General features: G+C 67.0%; 3 protein-coding genes. 2 read left to right on the top strand and 1 reads right to left on the bottom strand.

All coding sequences use genetic code 11. From position 1 onward, the window contains the following. Positions 1 to 266 precede the first annotated feature (266 nt). Positions 267 to 17,729, top strand: coding sequence for a hypothetical protein (locus tag AC3WJI_RS08050; RefSeq protein WP_492756741.1), 17,463 nt, complete (start codon positions 267 to 269; stop codon positions 17,727 to 17,729). Between the two features lie 181 nt (positions 17,730 to 17,910). On the opposite strand, the gene AC3WJI_RS08045 is transcribed toward AC3WJI_RS08050, so the two are convergent. Next, positions 17,911 to 18,510 carry an invasion associated locus B family protein gene (locus tag AC3WJI_RS08045; RefSeq protein ID WP_492756740.1) on the bottom strand — a complete coding sequence of 200 codons (600 nt, stop codon included), beginning with the start codon at positions 18,508 to 18,510 and terminating at the stop codon, positions 17,911 to 17,913. Positions 18,511 to 18,713: 203 nt separating this feature from the next. Between AC3WJI_RS08045 and AC3WJI_RS08040 the strand changes: the two genes are divergently transcribed. After that, positions 18,714 to 19,502, top strand: a complete 789-nt coding sequence (locus AC3WJI_RS08040; protein ID WP_492756739.1) for a FadR/GntR family transcriptional regulator — start codon at positions 18,714 to 18,716, stop codon at positions 19,500 to 19,502. Positions 19,503 to 19,605 lie beyond the last annotated feature (103 nt).

Raw genomic sequence — 19,605 nt, 5'->3', positions numbered from 1 at the left:
TGATAGGATTCCCACCTAACTACTGTGTCGGAAAGGAAGAATATTCCACTTAGCCTGCGCTTCACGGTCGCTAAAAATACGCTTTGCATTTCTTAAACTTGTGGGTCGCGCCGCTTGCCTACGCTTGTTGCGCCGATTCCCCTGTGCTAATCCCGGGTTCGGGGTCGTCCTTAAAGTCCGCAAAATCCGCTCAGACGGAGGCGAACGCGTTCGCGTGGGAAAGCGCAGGTTGCCGTCGCAGCCTGCGAACAGGGATGGGATATAAAATGCGTAAGTGCAGCAAGGCGCGCCTTTTCTCGACGTGCCTGACCGGCGCCATCCTGGCAGCCGCCGCCCCGGCCTGGGCGCAGACCAGCGAAGCCCCCACCTGGAAGCCGCGCGCCGAAGTCGACGCACAGGTCGGCAAGGATATCGGCGTCTCGACCTCCCTGTTCGCGCCGGTCGCGCAGAACGACTCGGCGCTCGTCTACGTCGACGGACGCATCGGCTATGACCAGCGCTACGACCGCAACGGCTCGGCGACGATTGGCGCGCGCACGCGCGTGGGCGAGGACGTGGCCATCGGCGCCAATGTCGGCGCGGACTTCTATCGTTCGGACATCGGCTCGCGCGACCAGGCCGCGGTGTCGATGGGGCTTGAGGGCTTCACTTCGGTGTTCGACGTCCGGGTCAATTACCGGCTGCCGCTGAGCAAGACCCGGACGATCGGCTTCATCGATCCCGCCGCGGCGGGCTCGGGCGCGCTGGTTCTCGAGAACAATCGACTGATCGAGCGCTATAGCGGCTTCCGGCTCGAGGCGATCCCGCTCCAGGGGTTCAACGGTGAGGGCGGCGTGCGCCTGCCGGTCGGCGGCAATGCCAGCATCCGCGGCTCGGTCGGCGGCTTCGATTATTGGGACAAGGATGCCGACCGCAATTACCGCGGCATTCGCGGCGGGCTCGAGATGGATATCGAGGACCGCGACAGCGGTGCGCGCTTCACCTTCGGCGGCACGGTCGAGCACGACAATCGCTATGGCACCGACGCGCGCGCGACCGTGCGTCTGTCGATTCCGCTGGGCGCGCGGGCGAGTGACCGCGGCTCGGTGCCGACCGGACTCGACCGTCAGATGGGCGACCGCGTCCGCCGCGACTATGTCGCGCGCTCGGGCAGCCGCTTCACCGACCTGACCAGCAGCCGCTTCGCGATCGATGCGCGCACCGGCAATGCGTTCGGCGGCTTCTATTATGCCAATGGCACCGGCGTGGCGGGCGCCGCGGGGACGCTCGCCAGCCCGACTTCGATCGGCGACGCAGTAACGCGTGCGGGCGCCAACGGCGTCGTCGTGGCGTTGGGCAATGCCGGCACGATCGCGACCACGGGCGTGACGCTGGCAACCGACCAATATCTGGTCGGCGGCGCCAGCACGGTCGACGTGCGGCTGCGCAATGGCAGCACCACGGCATTCGCGCTCGGCGGCACCAACGGCGTGATCGTCGGCACCAATGCCGCGGGCGCGGCGGTGACGCTTGGCCAGGGCTCGGTGGTGCGCGACGTGACGGTGCGCGGCGCGGGCGTCGGCATTGCGGCCAATGGCGTCGGCGGCTTCGGCCTCGACCGCGTGACGATCGAGAATACCGGCGGCGCCGGGCTGTCGCTGACCAATACGCTCGGCGCGGTATCGCTCACCGGGCTGACGATCCGCGGCGGCGCAGGCGCGGGCGTGCTGGTCAATGGCGGCAACAGCGTCAGCCTCGCCAACTCGACGATCTCGGGCGGCGCCGGCGCAGTCGACATCAACGACGGCGGCGCGGCGCTCGCAGTGTCGCTGTCGAACCTGACGCTTTCGGCGACGGGCGGCAACGTCCTCGATGTGGACGGTTCGGGCGCGGGGACCGTCACGGTCACCGGCATGTCTGGGATCACGATCCGCGGCGGTACCGGCGAGACCGGCGGGCTCAGCGTCCGCTCGGCGACCTTCGATGCGAACACGACCACGGCGGGGATCCAGACGGTCAATGCCGGCCGGATGGAGATCGGCACCACCGGTGCGCGCGTCAACGGGCAGGGCGCCTTCTTCACCGACGTCACCGGCAGTCTGAGCTTCGCCGATCTCGACATCGCGAACAGCGGGGCCACCGGCCTGCGCGTCGTCAATTCGAAGGTCAACAACTTCACCCTCGCGACGCTCGACGGCACGATCGACACCGTCGGAGGCACCGCGGCGGACCTCGACCCGCTGGTGATCGACCTCAACTTCGCCGGGATGAGCTCGGCCGGCGCGGGCGGGCCCGGGCTGATCCTCAACGCCGTCCAGGGCGGCGGCACCGGCGGAAATGCGCTCACGGTGGGCACGCTGACGATCTCGAACAGCGGCGGCGACGGGCTGGTCCTGCTCAACTCGACCGGGCTGGTCCGGGTCAATGGCGGAACGATCGGCAATAGCGGCGGCAGCTCGGTTCGCATCGGCACGCAGGGCGTGGCGGGGAGCGGCGGCAGCGTCGGGCTGGTATTCGCGGGATCGATCACCGATCCGGCGGGTACGTCGCCGATCGTCGCGATCTTCAATGCGGGCGGCACGATCAATTTCACCGGACCGATCACCGGCAGCGGCAGCGTCGTGGTCCAGGATACGCTCGCCGGCTCGGCGATCAGCTTCGGCGCGATCACCCTGACCGGCACCGTGGGTGACGCTGTCACGCTGGGCGGACTGGCGGGCTCGACCCGCTTCAATGGGCTGCTGACCATCGCCAATCCCGGCGCCAACGGCATCGTCATCGGTAGCGTGCCCGGCGGCGTGACCTTCGGCGATGTCGACATCACCGGATTGGGCAATTTCACCGGGCTCGACGTGCGCGCCGCACAGGGCACCGTCTTGTTCAACACGCTCGACATCACCGGCAATGGCAGCAACACCGGCACCGGGATCGACGTCACCGGCTCGACCAATGCCGGCAACGTGATCATCCTGAACGGCAGCGTGATCCAGGGTGTCGAGATCGGTGTCGATCTGACCCAGGCGAACATGACCGGCCAGTTCCGCTTCGGCGACGGCGATGCCGGCGTGATGAACAGCCGCATCACCGCGAACGTGCCGATCGTCATCGACCAGATGAATGCCGGACACGGCAGCTACAATTTCGCGGACGTCATGCTGCAGGGTGACACCAGCAACCTCACCGGCGCCGGGATCAGCGCTTATTATGCGAAGGTCGGCGCGACCGGTGCGGGTACGCGCGACGATCCGGGCAGCCTCGCCGGCGCGGACGCGTCGAGCGCGCAATATATCGTGCTGCTCAACGATCCCGCGGGCGGGCAGGACGTATTCGACGCTGCAAGCGCGGGCGGATCGTTCGACCTCGCCGCCGGCCAATCGCTGGTCAGCTTCCTCAACGGCGATTTCGTCGCGGTGAGCAGTGGCGGCATGCCCGCCAATCTGGTGGTCAGCGGTCTTGGGCCGAGCGGCATCACCAACGTCTATGCCGGCTCGGGCGGGGCGGTGCTGACCACCACCAGCGCAGGATCGGCGACGGTCAACCTCGCCAGCAACAGCGTGATCGACGGTCTCGTCATCCGCAATGCCGGCGGCGATGTCGGAGTCGAGGGCAGCGGCGTGAGCAACGCCCGGATTCTCAATTCGGATATCAGCGGCGCCACCGGCGCGATCGCGATCAGTGACGGCGGGGTGGCGAGCTCGGTCCAGCTGACTCATCTGGACCTGGCGTCGGACGCGGGCACCACGCTCGTCTTGAGCGGCGCGGGGGCGGGCACGCTCACCGTGTCGGGCGCGGATATCGACATTGCCGCCACCGGCACCAGCGCGGCGCTGGCGATCGACGACGTGACGTCGGGCGGCCTCGGCTTTGGCAGCGTCGCGACCGGCGCTTCCGCGACCGGCGGGGTGTCGGTCCAGAACGTCACCGGCGGGAACCTCGCCCTTGGCAACGTCGCCATCGCCGGGACCTCGGCGGGGGCGGGGGTTTCGATCGGCGGCAGCGCCAGCACCGTCACTGCCCAGTCGATCAGTGTGAGCGGCAGCGCGGGCGACGCGGTCCAGCTGGCCAACAACAGCGGCGCGATCACCATCGGCAGCATCACCGCGAGCGGGAGCGGCGGCAACGGCGTCGCGCTCAGCGGCAACAGCGCCGTGACGATCGGCGGCCTCACGGTGAGCGGCGCGACGGTGGGGCTCGACCTCCAGAACAGCCTCGGCACCGTGACGATCGGTGCCGGCGCGATCAACGGCGTCGCCACCGGCATCGCGATCGATGGCGTCGCGGCGAGTGGCAGCGTGTCGATCGGCAATCTCGGCATCAACGGCGCTTCGGGCAGCGGCATCGTCCTCGCCGATGTCGACGGCAGCGTGACGTTCACCGGCACCACCGACATCGCCGGCGTCGGCACGTCGGGAATCGTCTTCGGCGCGGGCAGCGCGGGCTCGATCGCGTTCGGGGACGTCAACGTCACCGGGCTCGCGGCCGGCCGTACCGGCGTCGACGCGCGCGCGGCATCGGGCACGATCCGCTTCAACACGCTCGACATCAGCGGCAGCTCGACCACCGGCACGCGCGGCATCGACCTGACTGGCGCGACCTTCGGCACCAGCTTCGCCGTGACCGAAAGCAGCAGCATCACCGGCGTCGGCGTGGGCGTCGACCTGACCAATGCCGCGATCACCGGCAGCTTCCGTTATGGCGACGGCTCGAACACCGATGCCGACGGCGCTGCCTCGACGATCAATGCGGTGACGCCGATCGTCATCACCGGCGTCAATGCCGGCACCGGCGGCTATGATTTCCGCGACGTCGTGCTCACCGGCGACACCACCACGCTCAACACCTCCGCGACACTCTATTTCGTCAAGGCCGGTGCGACCGGAATCGGCACGCTCGCCGATCCGGGCAGCCTCGCCGGCGCCGAAGGCTCGAGCGCCAGCACGATCATCCTGCTCAACGATTCCGCGGGCGGCCAGGACGTGCTCGACGCCGCGGGTGCGGGCGGATCGCTCGATCTCGACGCCGGGCAGACCTTGCTCAGCTTCCTGGGCGGCGACACCTTGCTGCTGCCGGGCGGCGCGCCGACGAACATCCTGCTCTACGGCATCGCGCAGGGGCAGGTTGCCAATCCCTATGCCGGATCGGGCGCGCCGATCCTGACCACCACCATCGCGGCGGCGAACACCGTCACGCTCGGCGGCGGCAACCTGATCGACGGCGTCGTCATCCAGACCGGCGCGGCCGGCGGGGCCGGCATCTATGGCAGCGGCGTCGCCAATATCCTGATCCGCAACAGCGATATCTCGGGCGCGGGCGGCGCGATCCGCCTGCTCGACGGCGGCGCTGCGGCCGACGTGGCGCTGCGCAATTTGCGGCTCGGCGCGAGCGGCGGCAACATCCTTCAGCTCGACGGCAGCGGCGCCGGCACGCTGACGGTGACTGCGCTGGACGGGCTCACCCTCACCGGCGGCAATGGCGAGACCGGCGGCCTGATCGCCACCGACGTGCTGTTCGACGCCGACCTCGCGACCGCCGGCACGCAGGCGGTCGTCGGCGCGGTCACCGCGGGTGCCGCGGGCGCGCGGGTCGACGGCATCGGGTTCAGCGTCACGGGCGACGGCAATCTCGACCTCACCAGCCTGAATGTGATCAACACCAACGACGTCGGCGTCGAGCTGATCGGCAACGGCGCACTGACCGCGGTCGTTCGCGGCGGATCGATCGATACGCTCGGCAACGACGCGCTGTCGGGGCAGAATGCCGCGCTCGCGCTCACTTTCGACAGCATCACCGCCACCGATGGCGGGGTCTTCATGGTTGCCAACACCGCCGCCGGCGCCGCTCCGGTGCTCAATGTCGCTAGTCTCAGCCTCACCAACGGCGGGCTGATCCTGTCGGGCACCGGCGATTATGTCTTCGCGAATGCGGCGATCACGCACAATGTCGGCGTCGCCGTGCTGCTCGGCGGGGCGGTCAATCTGGACTATGCCGGCGACATCACCAGCGTCGCCGGGGCGAGCGCCACCGTGGCGACGACCGGGCCCGGGCACGTTGGCACCGCCGCCTTCCATGACGGCACGATCGACGTCACCGGCGGCGACGGCTTCCAGTTCATCGACGCCGACGGCAATTACACTTTCGCCGGCACGACGACGCTCCACGGCGGCAATGCCGGGATCAACATCGCGAACGGCTCGTCGGGAACCTTCCTCTTCGGCACCGGCACCAGCGTCACCGACGGCGCGGTCGCCAATTTCGTGCTGCAGAATTCGGACGCCAACGTCACCTATCTCGGCAGCCTCAGCCAGGGCCTGAACACCGACAATCTCGTCGTGAGCGGCCAGACCGGCGGCGTGCTCGACTTCTCGCAGGCGATCGTGAGTGCCAGCGCGGGCACTGGGCTGCTGTTCATCGATGCCGACGGCACCACCACCCTGGGCGACGTCCAGCTCTCGGGCGGCGCGGGCATCGCGATCGGAGCGGGCTCGGCAGGCACGATCGGCTTCGGCAATGTCGACATCACCGGGCTCGGCGCCAACCAGACCGCAGTCGACCTGACCGGCGCGACCGGCAACGTCACCTTCCGGACGCTCGACATCACCGGCATCTCGACCACCGGCAGCACGGGCATCGACCTCAGCGGCTCGACCACCGCCGCGAATATCATCATCAGCGAGAGCAGCAACATCACCGGCGTCGGCGTGGGCGTCGACCTCACCAATGCCGCGATCACCGGGAGCTTCCGCTTCGGCGACGGATCGAACACGGACGCCGACGGTGCCGCCTCGACGATCAGCGCGACGACTCCGCTGGTCATTACCGGTCTCAATTCGGGTTCGGGCACCTACGACTTTGCCGACGTCAATCTCGCCGGCGACGTCAGCGGCCTGCAGAGCAACCGCACCTTGTACTGGGTCCAGGCAGGCGCGAGCGGCGCGGGCACGCGCAGCGATCCCGGCAGCCTCGCCGGCGCCGAGGCGTCGGGGGCCGACGTCATCATCCTGCTCGACACGCAAGGCGTCGGCCAGGACGTGATCGACGCGGCCTCGGCGGGCGGCTCGTTCGACCTCGCGGCCAATCAGAGCCTGCTCGGCTTCGGCAACGGCGACACGCTGAACGTCGGCGGCGGCGCGCCTTCCAACCTGCGGCTGTTCGGCATCGCCGCCGGTTCGGTGACCAATCCCTATGCGGGCTCGGGCGCGGCGCTGCTGACCACCAGCCAGGCGGGCGCGACCACGGTCAACCTTGCCTCGGGTGTGCTGATCGACGGCGTCGAGATCGGCAATCTCGATTGGCGCGGCGTCTTTGGCGCCGGAATCGTCGGCGCGACGATCCGCAACAGCGTGATCCATGGCGGCGTCAACGCGATCCGGATCGTCGACAACGGCGTCAACGCCGACGTCGCGCTCAGCAACCTCATCCTTTCGAGCGACACCGGCGACGTGCTGGCGCTGCTGCGCACCGGTGCCGGCCAGCTGACCGTTACGCAGCTCGCCAACATCACCATCGAAGGCGGCAATAGCGGCGCCGGCCTGTCCAGCCTCGAGACGAACTTCGACGCCGATCTGGCCGCGGCCGGCATCCAGGCCGTCACCGCCACGGTGAACATCGGCAGCGCGGGCAACCGCGTGGGCGGGGCCGGGCTCGTGATCGAGGATGTTACCGGGGCGCTCAACCTCACCACCAACGTGTACAATAGCGATGGCGTCGGCCTGCTCGCGCGCGGCGGGGCGGGTGGCTTCACGCTGACGATCGCCGGGGGCAATATCGACACCGGCCTGGTGAGCACCACGGGCTCGGCCTTGTACCTCTCCGATCTATCGGCCGACATCCAGCTGGCCAGCATCACCTATGCCGGCCCCTCTTCGGGAGTAACCGCGTTCAACGTCACCGGGATTGGCGCCGGCGGACGTGCGCTCGACGTCGGCGTGCTGACCGTCGCCGGCGGCGCCGACCGCGGCATCTTCCTCGACGGCACGACCAGCGGCAATTTCAGCTTCGGTGCGGGATCGTCGATCGTCGGGACGATCGGGGCAGGAATCGCGCTGGCCAATAGCGGCGCGGGCAGCTTCAGCTATCTCGGCAACGTCACCGGGGTAACGGCGGGCGCGTTGGTGTCGGTGACCAGCGGCCATGTCGGTACCGCTACCTTCGGCGGTACGCTGAACGCCACCGGCGGCACCGGACTGCAGTTCGACAACGCCGATGGCACGTACAACTTCACCGGGACGACGACGCTGAACGGCGGCGATGCGGGAATCGACGTGGTCAACGGGTCGGGCGGCACCTTCTCGTTCGGCACCGGCACGTCGATCACCAGCCCGAGCGGCACCGGCATCAATGTTCAGAACTCAACTGCGAGCATCACCTATTCGGGCAATCTGACCTATGCCACGGCGGGGCAGTTCGCGGTCCAGGTCGCCGGGCATTCGGGCGGGACGATCGTCTTCCAGACGGGCACGATCAACGCGACCAATGGCAGCGGCGTGCGCTTCGACAATGCCGACGGCACCTATGCGTTCACCGGCACGACCACGCTCTCGGGCACGGCGGCGGGCTTCGATATCGACAACGGATCGAGCGGCACCTTCAATTTCGGATCGGGCACCAGCATCAATGCAACGGCGTTGGGTCTCGGGCTGACCAACTCGACAGCGAACGTGACCTTCGCCGGAACGCTGACCTCGAACGCCGGCTATGCCGTTGCCGTGTCGGGGGCTGACCAGAGCACGCTCGATATCAGCGGGGCGACGCTCAACGTCACCAGTCTCGGCCTCAATTTCAACGACGCCGACGGCAGCTACACCTTCGGCTCGTTCGCGCTCTCCAACGGCGCCGGGATCATCGTGGCAAACGATAGCGATGGCAGCCTGACCTTCGGCGACGTCGATATCAGCGGGACCGGCGCGGGCCAGAGCGCGGTCAACCTGATTGGCGCGATGGGCGACATCACCTTCGCGACGCTCGACATCACCGGGGCCTCGACGACCAACAGCCGCGGCATCAACCTGAACGGCAACACCGGGACCGGCGACATCGTCGTCACCAACAGCAGCACGATCAGCGGCGTCGGCATCGGCGTCGACCTGAGCAACGCCAACCGCACCGGGCTCTTCCAATATGGCGACGGCGAGCGCGCGGTCGACGTCGCATCAACGATCACTGCGACGACGCCGGTCGTCATCACCGGGCTCAATGCGGGCGCGGGCACGTATAATTTCGCCGACGTCAATCTGGTCGGCGACACCAGCGGGCTCTCGACCTCGGCGACGGTCTATTACGTCCTCGCCGGCGCGACCGGCACCGGCACGCTCGGCGATCCGGGCAGCCTCGCCGGCGCCGAGGCGGCCACCGCCGACTATATCATCCTGCTCAACGATCCGAACGGCGGGCAGGACGTGCTCGACGCGCTCGGCAGCAACGGCAATGACAGCCTGGTCCTCGATGCCGGCCAGGCGCTGCGCAGCTTCCGCGACGGCAACACGATCGTGCTGCCGGGCGGTGCTCCCGCCAACGTCATCCTCACCGGGGTGATGACCGGGCAGGTGCAGAACCCGTATGGCGTAGTGGGCGATACCGCGACCGACCGTGCGCCGATCCTGACCACGACGGGCGCGGCGGCGAGCCTGGTCCTCGCCAACAATGCCACGGTCGATGGCGTGTTCGTCCAGAGCGTGAGCGGGCAGGCCGCGGTGGAGGGCACCGGCGTCTCGGGCGTGACCTTGTCCAATTCGACCTTCTTCGGGCCCGGCGTGGCGCTGCGGCTGAGCGACGGCGCAGCCTCGGCCTCGGCGACGCTGACCAATCTCACCCTATCGGCGAGCGGCGCGAACCCCGCCGTGGTGCTCAGCGGTGCGGGCGCGGGCTCGCTGACCTTGAGCGGATCGGGCAACAGCGTGTCGCAGAGCGGCACGGGCGCATTGTTGACGATGAACGACGTGCTCATCGGCAGCAGCAACCTCGGTTTCACCAGCGTGGCTTCGACCGCCACTGGAGGCGGGGTCGATCTCGGCTCCATCAGCGGATTCGGAGCGCTCAATTTCGGCAGCATCAGCGTCGCCGGCGCGACCGGAAACGGCGTTTCGCTTCACGATTCGAGCACCTTCGTCAATCTCGGCAACGTCACGGTGTCCGGCGCGGCGGGAACCGGCATCGCGTTGACCTCTAATAGCCGCGCGATCACGATCGGCACGATCGACGTGAGCGCCAGCGCCACCGGCCTTTCTGCCAGCGGCCTCACCAGCACACTCGTCGTCGACGGCGGTACGATCGCCGGCGCAACCGTTGCCGGCATCCTGATCGGCGCGGGCAACACCGTGCTGCTCAACTTCGGCAATATCGACATCACCGGTCTGCAGACCGGCGCCCGCGGCGTGGATGCGCGGCTGACCGGCGGCGGCAACGTCCTCTTCCAGACGCTCGACATTTCGGGCGCCTCGGCCACCGGCACGCGCGGAATCGATCTCACCGGCAACGCCAACGGTGGTGCCTTCACCGTCAATGAAAGCAGCGCGATCACCGGGGTCGGCATCGGCGTCGACCTCACCAATGCGAACCGTAGCGGCTCCTTCCGGTACGGCGACGGCTCGAACGGCGACGCAGACCTCGCGGCCTCGGCGATCAATGCGTCGACACCGATCGTCATCACCGGGCTCAACGGCGGCAGCGGCACCTATGACTTCCGCGACGTCACCCTGACCGGTGATATCAGCAACCTTCAGGCCAGCGCCTTCTTCGTCCGCCAGGGTGCGAGCGGGGTGGGCAGCGCCAACAACCCCGGCAGCCTTGCCGCCGCCGCGGCGTCCGGCGCCAGCTACATTGTTCTGGTCAACAACAATTTCGGCGGCAGCCCCGAGACGATCACCGGCCCGCTGACGCTTGCCGATGGCCAGACGCTGCTCGCCTTCCGCGACGTCAATTCGTTCAACGTCGCCGGCGGCGCGCCGGCCAATGTCTTCCTCTTCAACGTCACCACCGGAACGATCACCAATCCGTTCATCGGATCGGGCGCACCGATCCTGACCTCTACCGATGTCATCGGCACGGTGCGACTCGGCGGCAACAATGTGATCGACGGCGCGATCATCGCCAACACCGGGACCGGCGCGGGCGTCTATGCCAACGGCGCGGCAGGCACCTTCGCGATCCGCAACAGCACGATCTCGGGCGGCAGCGGCGCGATCAACATGCTGTCCGGCGCGGCGACGTTGAACCTTGCCTTGCAGAATCTCGCGCTGCGTAACGGCGGCGGTGCGGCCGGGCCGTTGCTCAACCTCAACGGTACCGGCGGCACCTTCACCGTCACCGGCATGTCCGGCCTGACGATCGACACGAGCGGCGGCGAGAATGGCGGGCTGATCTTCAATACCGTTACCTTCGACAGCAACCTCGCCACCGCCGGCATCCAGGCGGTCAATGCCGGCGCGATCACTATCGGTACCACTGCTGCGCGTCTCCAGGGCGATGCGCTTAGCCTCACCAACGTCCTGGGTTCACTGGCTTTCACCGATCTCAACATCGCCAACGACGGCGGCACCGGGGTACGGGTCGCAAATCCGAAGGGGAGCCAGTTCGAGCTGACCGTCCCTCTCGGCAACAGCAACATTGATACGACCAACGGCACCCCGATCGACATCGATCCAGTGACCGTGGACATGACGTGGACGAGCATCACCGGCAGCGGCGGCGCCTATGGCCTGCTGCTCGATCAGGTTCAGGGTAACTTCACGGTCACCGGCGCGGTGAACATCACCGGCGCGACCGTCGCCGGCATCGCAATCCGGAACAACACCGGGCCGCTCACGGCGAACTTCAACGGCGCGGTGACGATCAACAACACGACCGGCGCCGGCCTTTCGCTGACCAACAACGGCGGCGCGACGGTCGCCTTCTCAGGTGCCGGCACCGGCGTCGACATCGTCACTACCAGCGGCGCCGGTCTCGTCGCCTCGGGCGGCGGCACGATCAGCTTCGCGGGCAGCGGCAACACCATCCAGACCGCGACTGGCCAAGTGCTGAGCCTCGTCAACCTGGGCGCGGCGGCGGGCGGCATCGCCTTTGCCTCGCTGACCAGCACTGGGACCGTTGCCGGCGCTACGGCGATCAATATCAACAATCTCGATGGCGGCGCCTTCAACGGCGGTATCGTCTCGATCGCGGGAACCAGCGGCGCGGCAAGCGACGGCATCTTCCTTGGCGGCGGCTCGAGCTCGGCGGTGAGCTTCGGCACGACCACGATCGCGGGCACCGGCGACGAGGGTATCGAGATCAGCGGTGCGGGCAACAGCGCGATCAGCTTCTCGAGCGTCACGATCGACAATACTGCCGGCGACGGCGTCTTCATTTCCGGCTCCAATGGCAACGTGACGATCAGCGGCGGCGCGATCGGTGCGACCAACGATCCTAGCGGCGTCGGCGTCAACGTCAGCGGCGGCGCCGGTGGCACGATCGCGATCGGCGCCAGCATCGCCAAGACGACCGCGGGGCGCACCGTCCAGGTCGACGGTCGCACCAGCGGCAGCGTGACCTTCTCTGGAAATCTGGCGGCGTCGGGCGCGGCGGGCGGGCTCTACGTCGCCAACAACAGCGGCAGCGCGAACGTCACCTTTTCGGGCGCGTCCAAGTCGATCAACGTCACCGGACTGACCGCCATCGACCTGCTCGCCAATAGCGGCGCGACGGTCGATTTCACCAATGGCGGCCTTGTGATCGCCAGCACCGCAACCGGGCTCAACGCGCTCGGCGGCGGCACGTTCAGCATCACCGGAGCCGGCAACACGATCAGCAGCGGCGGCGGTAATCCGCTAGTGCTGAATGGCGTGGCCGTCGCGGCCGGCGGGATCAATTTCGCCAGCATCTCCACCAGCGCAACGACCAGCGGCATCGCGCTTACCGGCACAGGCGGCGGCGCGATCGCGCTAGGCACGGTGAATCTGCAGGGAGTCTCCTCGCGCGGCATCGATATCAGCGGCGCGTTCGGCTCCGCGCTGACGATCACCGATCTCGACATCGGCCTGACCAATCCGGGCGCCGTAGCGTTCGACTTCAACGGCGCCGCGCTCTCGGCATCGATCACTGTGGGTGACTTCGACGTCACCAATTCGGCAGCACCGGGCACCAGCGTCGGCGTGGATTTGCGCGGCGTCACCGGCGGCCAGACCGTCCGGCTTGGCGACACCGCCGCCGCGGGCGCCGCCGCGAGCATCGCGGGCGTCGCTACCGGGGTCTGGCTCGACGCTGGGACCAACGCCGCCTTCACCTATGGCGATGGCGAGGCGGCGACCGACGGCACTTCGACGATCTCGGCGGTCACGGCGATCAATGCCTCCGCGGCGCCCACTGCCGGTACTTACGACTTCCGCGACGTGACGTTCACGGCGAGCCCGGGCCTCGGCTTCGGCGTCGGCCGCACGTTGTTCGTCGATTCGGACGGCAGCGTCGGCGGCGGCAACGGGTCGGGCGGTGACGGCGCCAACCCGATGACGCTCGCCGCGGCCGAGCTGGCGCTCGCCGCCACCGACGTGATTGTGTTGGTGAACAACGGGGCCGCGATCAGCACCGCGGGCTCGAACGCCGACAACACGCTCAACCTGCTCTCCAACACGCAGGTACGTGGCTTTGGCCAGGGGCCGCTGGTGCTCACGCTGAGCGTCCCCTCGACGATCCAGCTGTCGAGCAGCACGATCAACGTCACCGATCCGACCGGCAACGGCGCGGCGACGCTCACCTCCGCCGCCGGCGCCGACGTCATCACGCTGGGTGCTAGCGGCAACCGCATCTCGGGCTTCATACTCGATGGCGCACCCGGGAGCGCGCTGCGCGGGATCGTCGACAATGGCGGCGCCACGGGGACCGTCGTCAACTTCATGACGATCCGCAATTTCAACGCGGTCGGCGGCTATGGCATCGAGATCACCCCCTCGACCAACAGCGTGATCGACAATGTCAGCTTCTCCGGCAACACCAACGACATCTTCCTCAACGCCGCCGGCAGCACGATCAGCAACGTCACTGCAACAGGTGCGACCGGCACCTCGATCACGCTGAACAATGCCACCGGCACAACGTCGCTGACCAATGTCAACATCAGCGGAGCTGCGACCGGACTTTCGTTCACCACCGCCGCCGGCACGATCGTCGCGACCAATGTCGACATTGCCGGAGCGGGAACCTCCTCGCTTACGGTGAGCGGCGGGACTGCCAGCTTCACCTTCGACGCGGCCAGCTCGATCGTCCAGGCCGCGGGCGGCGTGGCGGTGAACTTCACCGGCAATCACACCACGGGCACCTTCGGCTTTGCCGGGCTGATCAATGCGACCAGCGGCACCGGGCTGCAGTTCGACAATGCCGACGGCACCTATAATTTCACCGGCACGACCACGCTCAACGGCGACAATGCCGGGATCGATATCGTCAACGGCGCGACCGGCACCTTCGCGTTCGGCTCCGGAACGACGCTGACCCACAACAATGCGGGCAACGCCTTCTCGTTGCTCAGCAGCGCGACCGTGACCTTCGATGGCACGATCACCGACAATAACGGCATCGCGGTCGAGATCGACGGGCACGACGCCGGCACCGCCACGTTCAACGGCGCGATCAGCAGCAGCATCGCCAACGGGGCCACCGTGATCTCGGTCGCGAACAGCAATGCCGGTACGATCACGTTCAATGGCCAGATGGCCATCCAGAGCACAGGGACGGTAGTCAGCCTGCTGGCCAACGACGGCGGCACGATCACCTTCAACGCGGGCGGCACCGGGCTCGACATCGTCAGCACCACCGGCACCGGCATGACGATCAGCGGCGGCGGCACCGTCAACGTGCTCGGCAGCGGCAATTCGATTGCGACGAGCAGCGGTACTCTCCTGAGCGTCACTAATACCGGCGCGACGACGACCACCGCCAACCTGGCATTCGCCTCGCTGACCAACACCGGCGGCACCAACGGCATCTTCGTCCAGCGTACCGCTGGCACCTTGGGCGGCACGGTGGCGATCAGCGGGGGCGCGATCACTGCGACCACCCGCGGCGTTGCGATGAGCGGTGACGCGCTCAACCTGAGCTATGGCGGCACGATCACTACCAGTGGCGGCGCGGCACGTTCGTTCGAAGCGAGCAGCCGCACCGGCGGCACCGTGGCGCTGTCGGGTAACGTGACCGATACCAGCCTGGGCATCAACATTGCCAACAACGTGGGCGGCACGATTGGTTTCACCGGCCAGTCGATCAGCCTGAGCACGGGCACCAGCAATGCGCTGACCCTCCTCAACAACGTAGGTACTACGGTCAACTTCGCCTCCGCCGCAGGGGGCAACGGCCTCGACATCGTCACCAGCTCGGGCATCGGCATGAGCGCGAGCGGAGGCGGGACGCTGACGATCAGCGGCAGCGGCAATAGCATCCAGACCGCCACCGGCCAGATCCTCTCGCTCTTCGGCGTGAGCGCGGGCGCGGCGGGCATCAGCTTCGGCAGCCTGCAGAGCACCGGTACGATCACTGGGATCGCCGTCAATTTCAGCGATTTCGACAGCATCGGCGGCGGCGGCTTCAGCGGCGGCACCACCAGCATCGCTGGCACGACGGCGGGCGACGGTATCTTCATCGGCAACGGCTCGAGTGCCAATATCAGCTTCGGAGCGACCACGATCGGTACCACCGCGGGCACGATCGGCGGCGACGGGATAGAGGTCAACGGAACGGGCAACGGCTCCGTCACCTTTTCGAGCGTCGACATCGACGGGACGACTGCGCACGGCGTCAACATTACCGGCGCTGCCGGGGCGACCGGCTCGGTCTCGATCAACGGCGGCACGATCGGCGCCACGGCAGGCCCCGCTGGCGATGGCGTCAATCTCACGGGCGGCGGAACCAACGTCACGATCGCGGCGGCGATCACCAAGACTAATGGCGGCAATATCGTGGAGGTGAGCAACCGGGCCGCCGGCACTGCTGTCTTCTCGGGGAACCTTTCGGCCACCGGCGGTGTCGCCAATGGCATCCTGCTGAGCAACAACACTTTCGGTAGCATCACTTTCTCGGGCGCGAGCAAGGTGATCAGCACCGGCACGAACAACGCAATTCAGTTCGACAACAGCACTAGCTTTGGTAGCGCGACCGTGTCGTTCACCGGCGGCGGGCTCGCCGTCACCACCAGCAGTGGCCGTGGCATCACCGCGACGTCGTCGAGCGCAGGCGGGGGAACGCTGGCGATCACCGGAACGGGCAACACGATCACGTCGGCCGGCGGGGTCGCGCTCAATCTGGTCAACACGAATATCGCCGCCAGCGGGCTCAACTTCCAGTCGGTCTCGGCGAATGGCGGCGCGCGCGGCATCGTGCTCAACGCCACCGGCGGGGCGGGCGGCCTGACGATCACCGGCACCGGCACTACCGACGGATCGGGCGGCACCATCCAGAATATCGGCACGCGCGGCCTGGAACTGATCGATACTGATTTCATCAGCATCAGCAATCTGAACCTCACCAACGCCAACAATGCGGCGGATACCGCCGGCAGCGATACCGACGTGAGTGGAGCGAACGGTGCAATCTATCTGAACAATGTTAACACCGCGGTGTTCAACAACATCAACATCACGGGAACGACGCTCGACAACGGCATCACCGGCACCACCGTATCCGACTTCCAGCTCAACAACAGCTTTATCGCCAACGCTGGAAACGGGGCCAACGAAAGCGGAATTGAGTTCATAAATTTGTCGGGTACCTCCTCCCTCACCAATACCGAGATCGCATTCTCGAGCACCAACAGTCTCGATATCCGTAACACCGATGTGAGCCTGAATAATCTGACGCTCAACAACGTTGTCTTCCGCGACTCTCAGACCATCGGAGGCCAAGGTGGGCTCCGATTCCAGAGCTTCAGCAACGCGTCGACGCCTACGACCAATATCGATATCGTAGACAGTGATTTCTTACGTCTGGGTGGGGCGATTTCGGTTATCGGCAGAAACAGTTCGGTAATTAGCACAGACATTACCAATAGCGTTATCGATGCCGGCACTGGTGCAGGAATCGGTATGGTTATTAATGGTCGCGAAACTGCGAGCATGCAGTTCAACGTTATCGGGAACCCTACGATACGCGCGGCTGGTGGTATTGCGGTCAACATTGTGGCTCAGGATAGCGCAAATCTAATGGGTCGAGTGGTGAACAACGCCAGCATCTCGAACTACAATAATCAGGATACATCTGTCAGTGGCGCCTATGGCAGCAATGTGCATGCTGCTGCGGAGGGCAGCTCGCATCTGACAATTGCTGTAACCGGCAATGCGATGTCGCAAGGCGTCGGCAACAACGACTCGTCTGTCGACGTGGCCGCCTCCCTGGGAAGTGCCCGTCTCGATCTGACGATGACGGGCAACACCATCAGCGTAGTCGATCCGCAGACATTGGCTGCGATTAATTTGACGAGCGGCTCGTCGTCCGCCGCGGTTACCGAGACCAACCAGATCTACGCCAATATCGCCAATAACAATGTGACTGTCGCTGGCTCCGCTAACCTGCTGCGCCTGCGCGTGTCCGAACTTAACAATACGCATGACCCGCGGATCTTCCTGCAGGGCTTTGTCGAGGGCGGCAGCGGACTCGACGACGATGCGGTCGCGACGTGGAATGCCAATGGCAATACGGCGACGGCGAGCACCGCAAACATCGCAGTCAGCCTGTCAGGCACGGCGACGGCGCCGAGCGCGGGCACCGCGCAGACGCCCAGCAACCCGCTGCCTTAACGGCGGCGGGAAGGGTGGCGCGGCGCTTTGATCCCGTTCCCCCGGCGAAGGCCGGGGCCCAGGTTCGACGAAGCCGGTGAGTATGCAACGCCCTCTCGGACCACATCGCGACTGCTCCCCGGCCTTCGCTGGGGAGCAGCCCACTTCAATCCGACCGTATCGGGTCAGCCCGTAAGCGGGACTATTTGGGTTTTGCCGGTGCCGGCGCCGGCGGCTTGGGCGCCGCAGGGAGCGGGCCCTTGTCGAGCGCGACGAGGCCCGCCGGAAAATCCCGGAGGGTCACCGGTACCACGATCCGCTGGCCGTTTCCGGCGGTGAAGCCAATCTTGAGCGTCTTCCCGCCGCGCAGTGCGCTGAGCAACGCCGCATCGACCGCAACCCCGGTATAGGCGCCGTTCTGGTCGCTGGTCTGCACCGCCAGCGGCTTCTCGGCCGCCTCGTCGACCTGAAGGCTGATGCCGGCAGGAAACAGCACCCCATGCGGCAGCGCGACGGTCATATTGTGCCCGGCCTGCGGCGTGCGCTGGAGGATCACGGTCAGCAGCCGCTGCTTCTGCTCGCCGGCCAGCAGGTTCTGCACAAGGCTGCACGGCTGGTTCACCGCCGGGGCGGGCGCCGGAGCAGGGCTGGCGGCGGCAGCGGGTGGACAGATCAGCTGCCATGCCGGGCCGGCGGCTTGCGCGGGTGCCGCGGCAGGCGCCTGCGCGGTCTGCGCCGGCTGCCCGGCTTGCAACGCCAGCCAATGCGCACTCGCTGCCAGCAATGCCGCGATCTCGTTCATGTCATTCTCCCGTGCGCGCAGCCTAGCCGCGACGCGTTCCCGGTCAACGCCGAACTGGCCATTGCGCCGGCGCCGCATGCGCGTGCCTTTTCCGACGGGGACCTCGAGGCGGTCTTGGAGCCGCTCTCGTGGAATGTTTTCGTCACCCGAAGCGCGCGATCGACCAGTTGTACCCGGCCCCTTCGCAGCGCTAGGATCGAGCGATGGTTGCAAAGGTCAAGACCGCCAAACCGCTGAATGTCCGGGCGCGGCGCAAGTCGCTGCGTCTCCACGGCACGATCGCCCGCGATCTCGGCATCCTGATCGTCTCGGGGCGCTACAAGCCCGGGGAGGTCCTCAACAACGAAGTCGCGGCGAGCGACCGGCTCCACGTTTCGCGCACTGCCTATCGCGAGGCGCTACGCATCCTCGCCGCCAAGGGCCTGGTCGAGAGCCGCCCGCGCACCGGAACGCGAGTCAGCGACCGCGAGAAATGGCATCTGCTCGATCCCGACGTGCTGTCGTGGATCTTCGAGTTCGAGCCCGACGACGAACTGCTCTACAGCCTGTTCGAGCTGCGCAAGATCTTCGAGCCCGAGGCCGCGGCGCTCGCCGCCGAGCGCCGCTCGGACGGGCAGCTCAAGCGCATGGCCGAGGCGCTCGAGGGAATGGCCAGGCACACCCTGGCGGTGGAGGAGGGGCGGGTGGCCGACCAGGACTTCCACGCCGCCTTGCTCGAGGCCTCGGCCAATCCGTTCATCACGTCGCTGACAACCAGCGTCAGCGCGGCGGTGGCGTGGACCACGATCTTCAAGCAGCGCAACAGCCCGCTGCGCCGCGATCCGATCCCCGATCACCAGCGCGTGTTCGATGCGATCGCCGCGGGCGATCCTGAAGGCGCGCATGCGGCGATGGCGCATCTCGTGGACATGGCGTTCCTGGATACGACGCGCAGCAAAGGGCCGAAGCTCCGTCAGCCCAAGGGCACGCGCGGCGAGGTTGTGGCAGGCTAGATTGGATCAGCTGTTCCCCGGCGAACGCCGGGGTCCAGTTGCCATGTCTTTCTAGGGGCGGTCCCCCTCGCCGGTTCGTCGAACCTGGGCCCCGGCTTTCGCC

The sequence above is a fragment of the Sphingomonas sp. FW306-1B-B10E genome, assembly GCF_058782005.1.
Note: the sequence above shows the minus strand (reverse complement) of the source record. Positions and strands in the feature narration are given on the sequence as shown.

Coding starts and splice junctions, on each gene's coding strand:
- AC3WJI_RS08040 (WP_492756739.1), top strand. CDS start 18,714: ATGGTTGCAAAGGTCAAGACCGCCAAACCGCTGAATGTCCGGGCGCGG.
- AC3WJI_RS08050 (WP_492756741.1), top strand. CDS start 267: ATGCGTAAGTGCAGCAAGGCGCGCCTTTTCTCGACGTGCCTGACCGGC.
- AC3WJI_RS08045 (WP_492756740.1), bottom strand. CDS start 18,510: ATGAACGAGATCGCGGCATTGCTGGCAGCGAGTGCGCATTGGCTGGCG.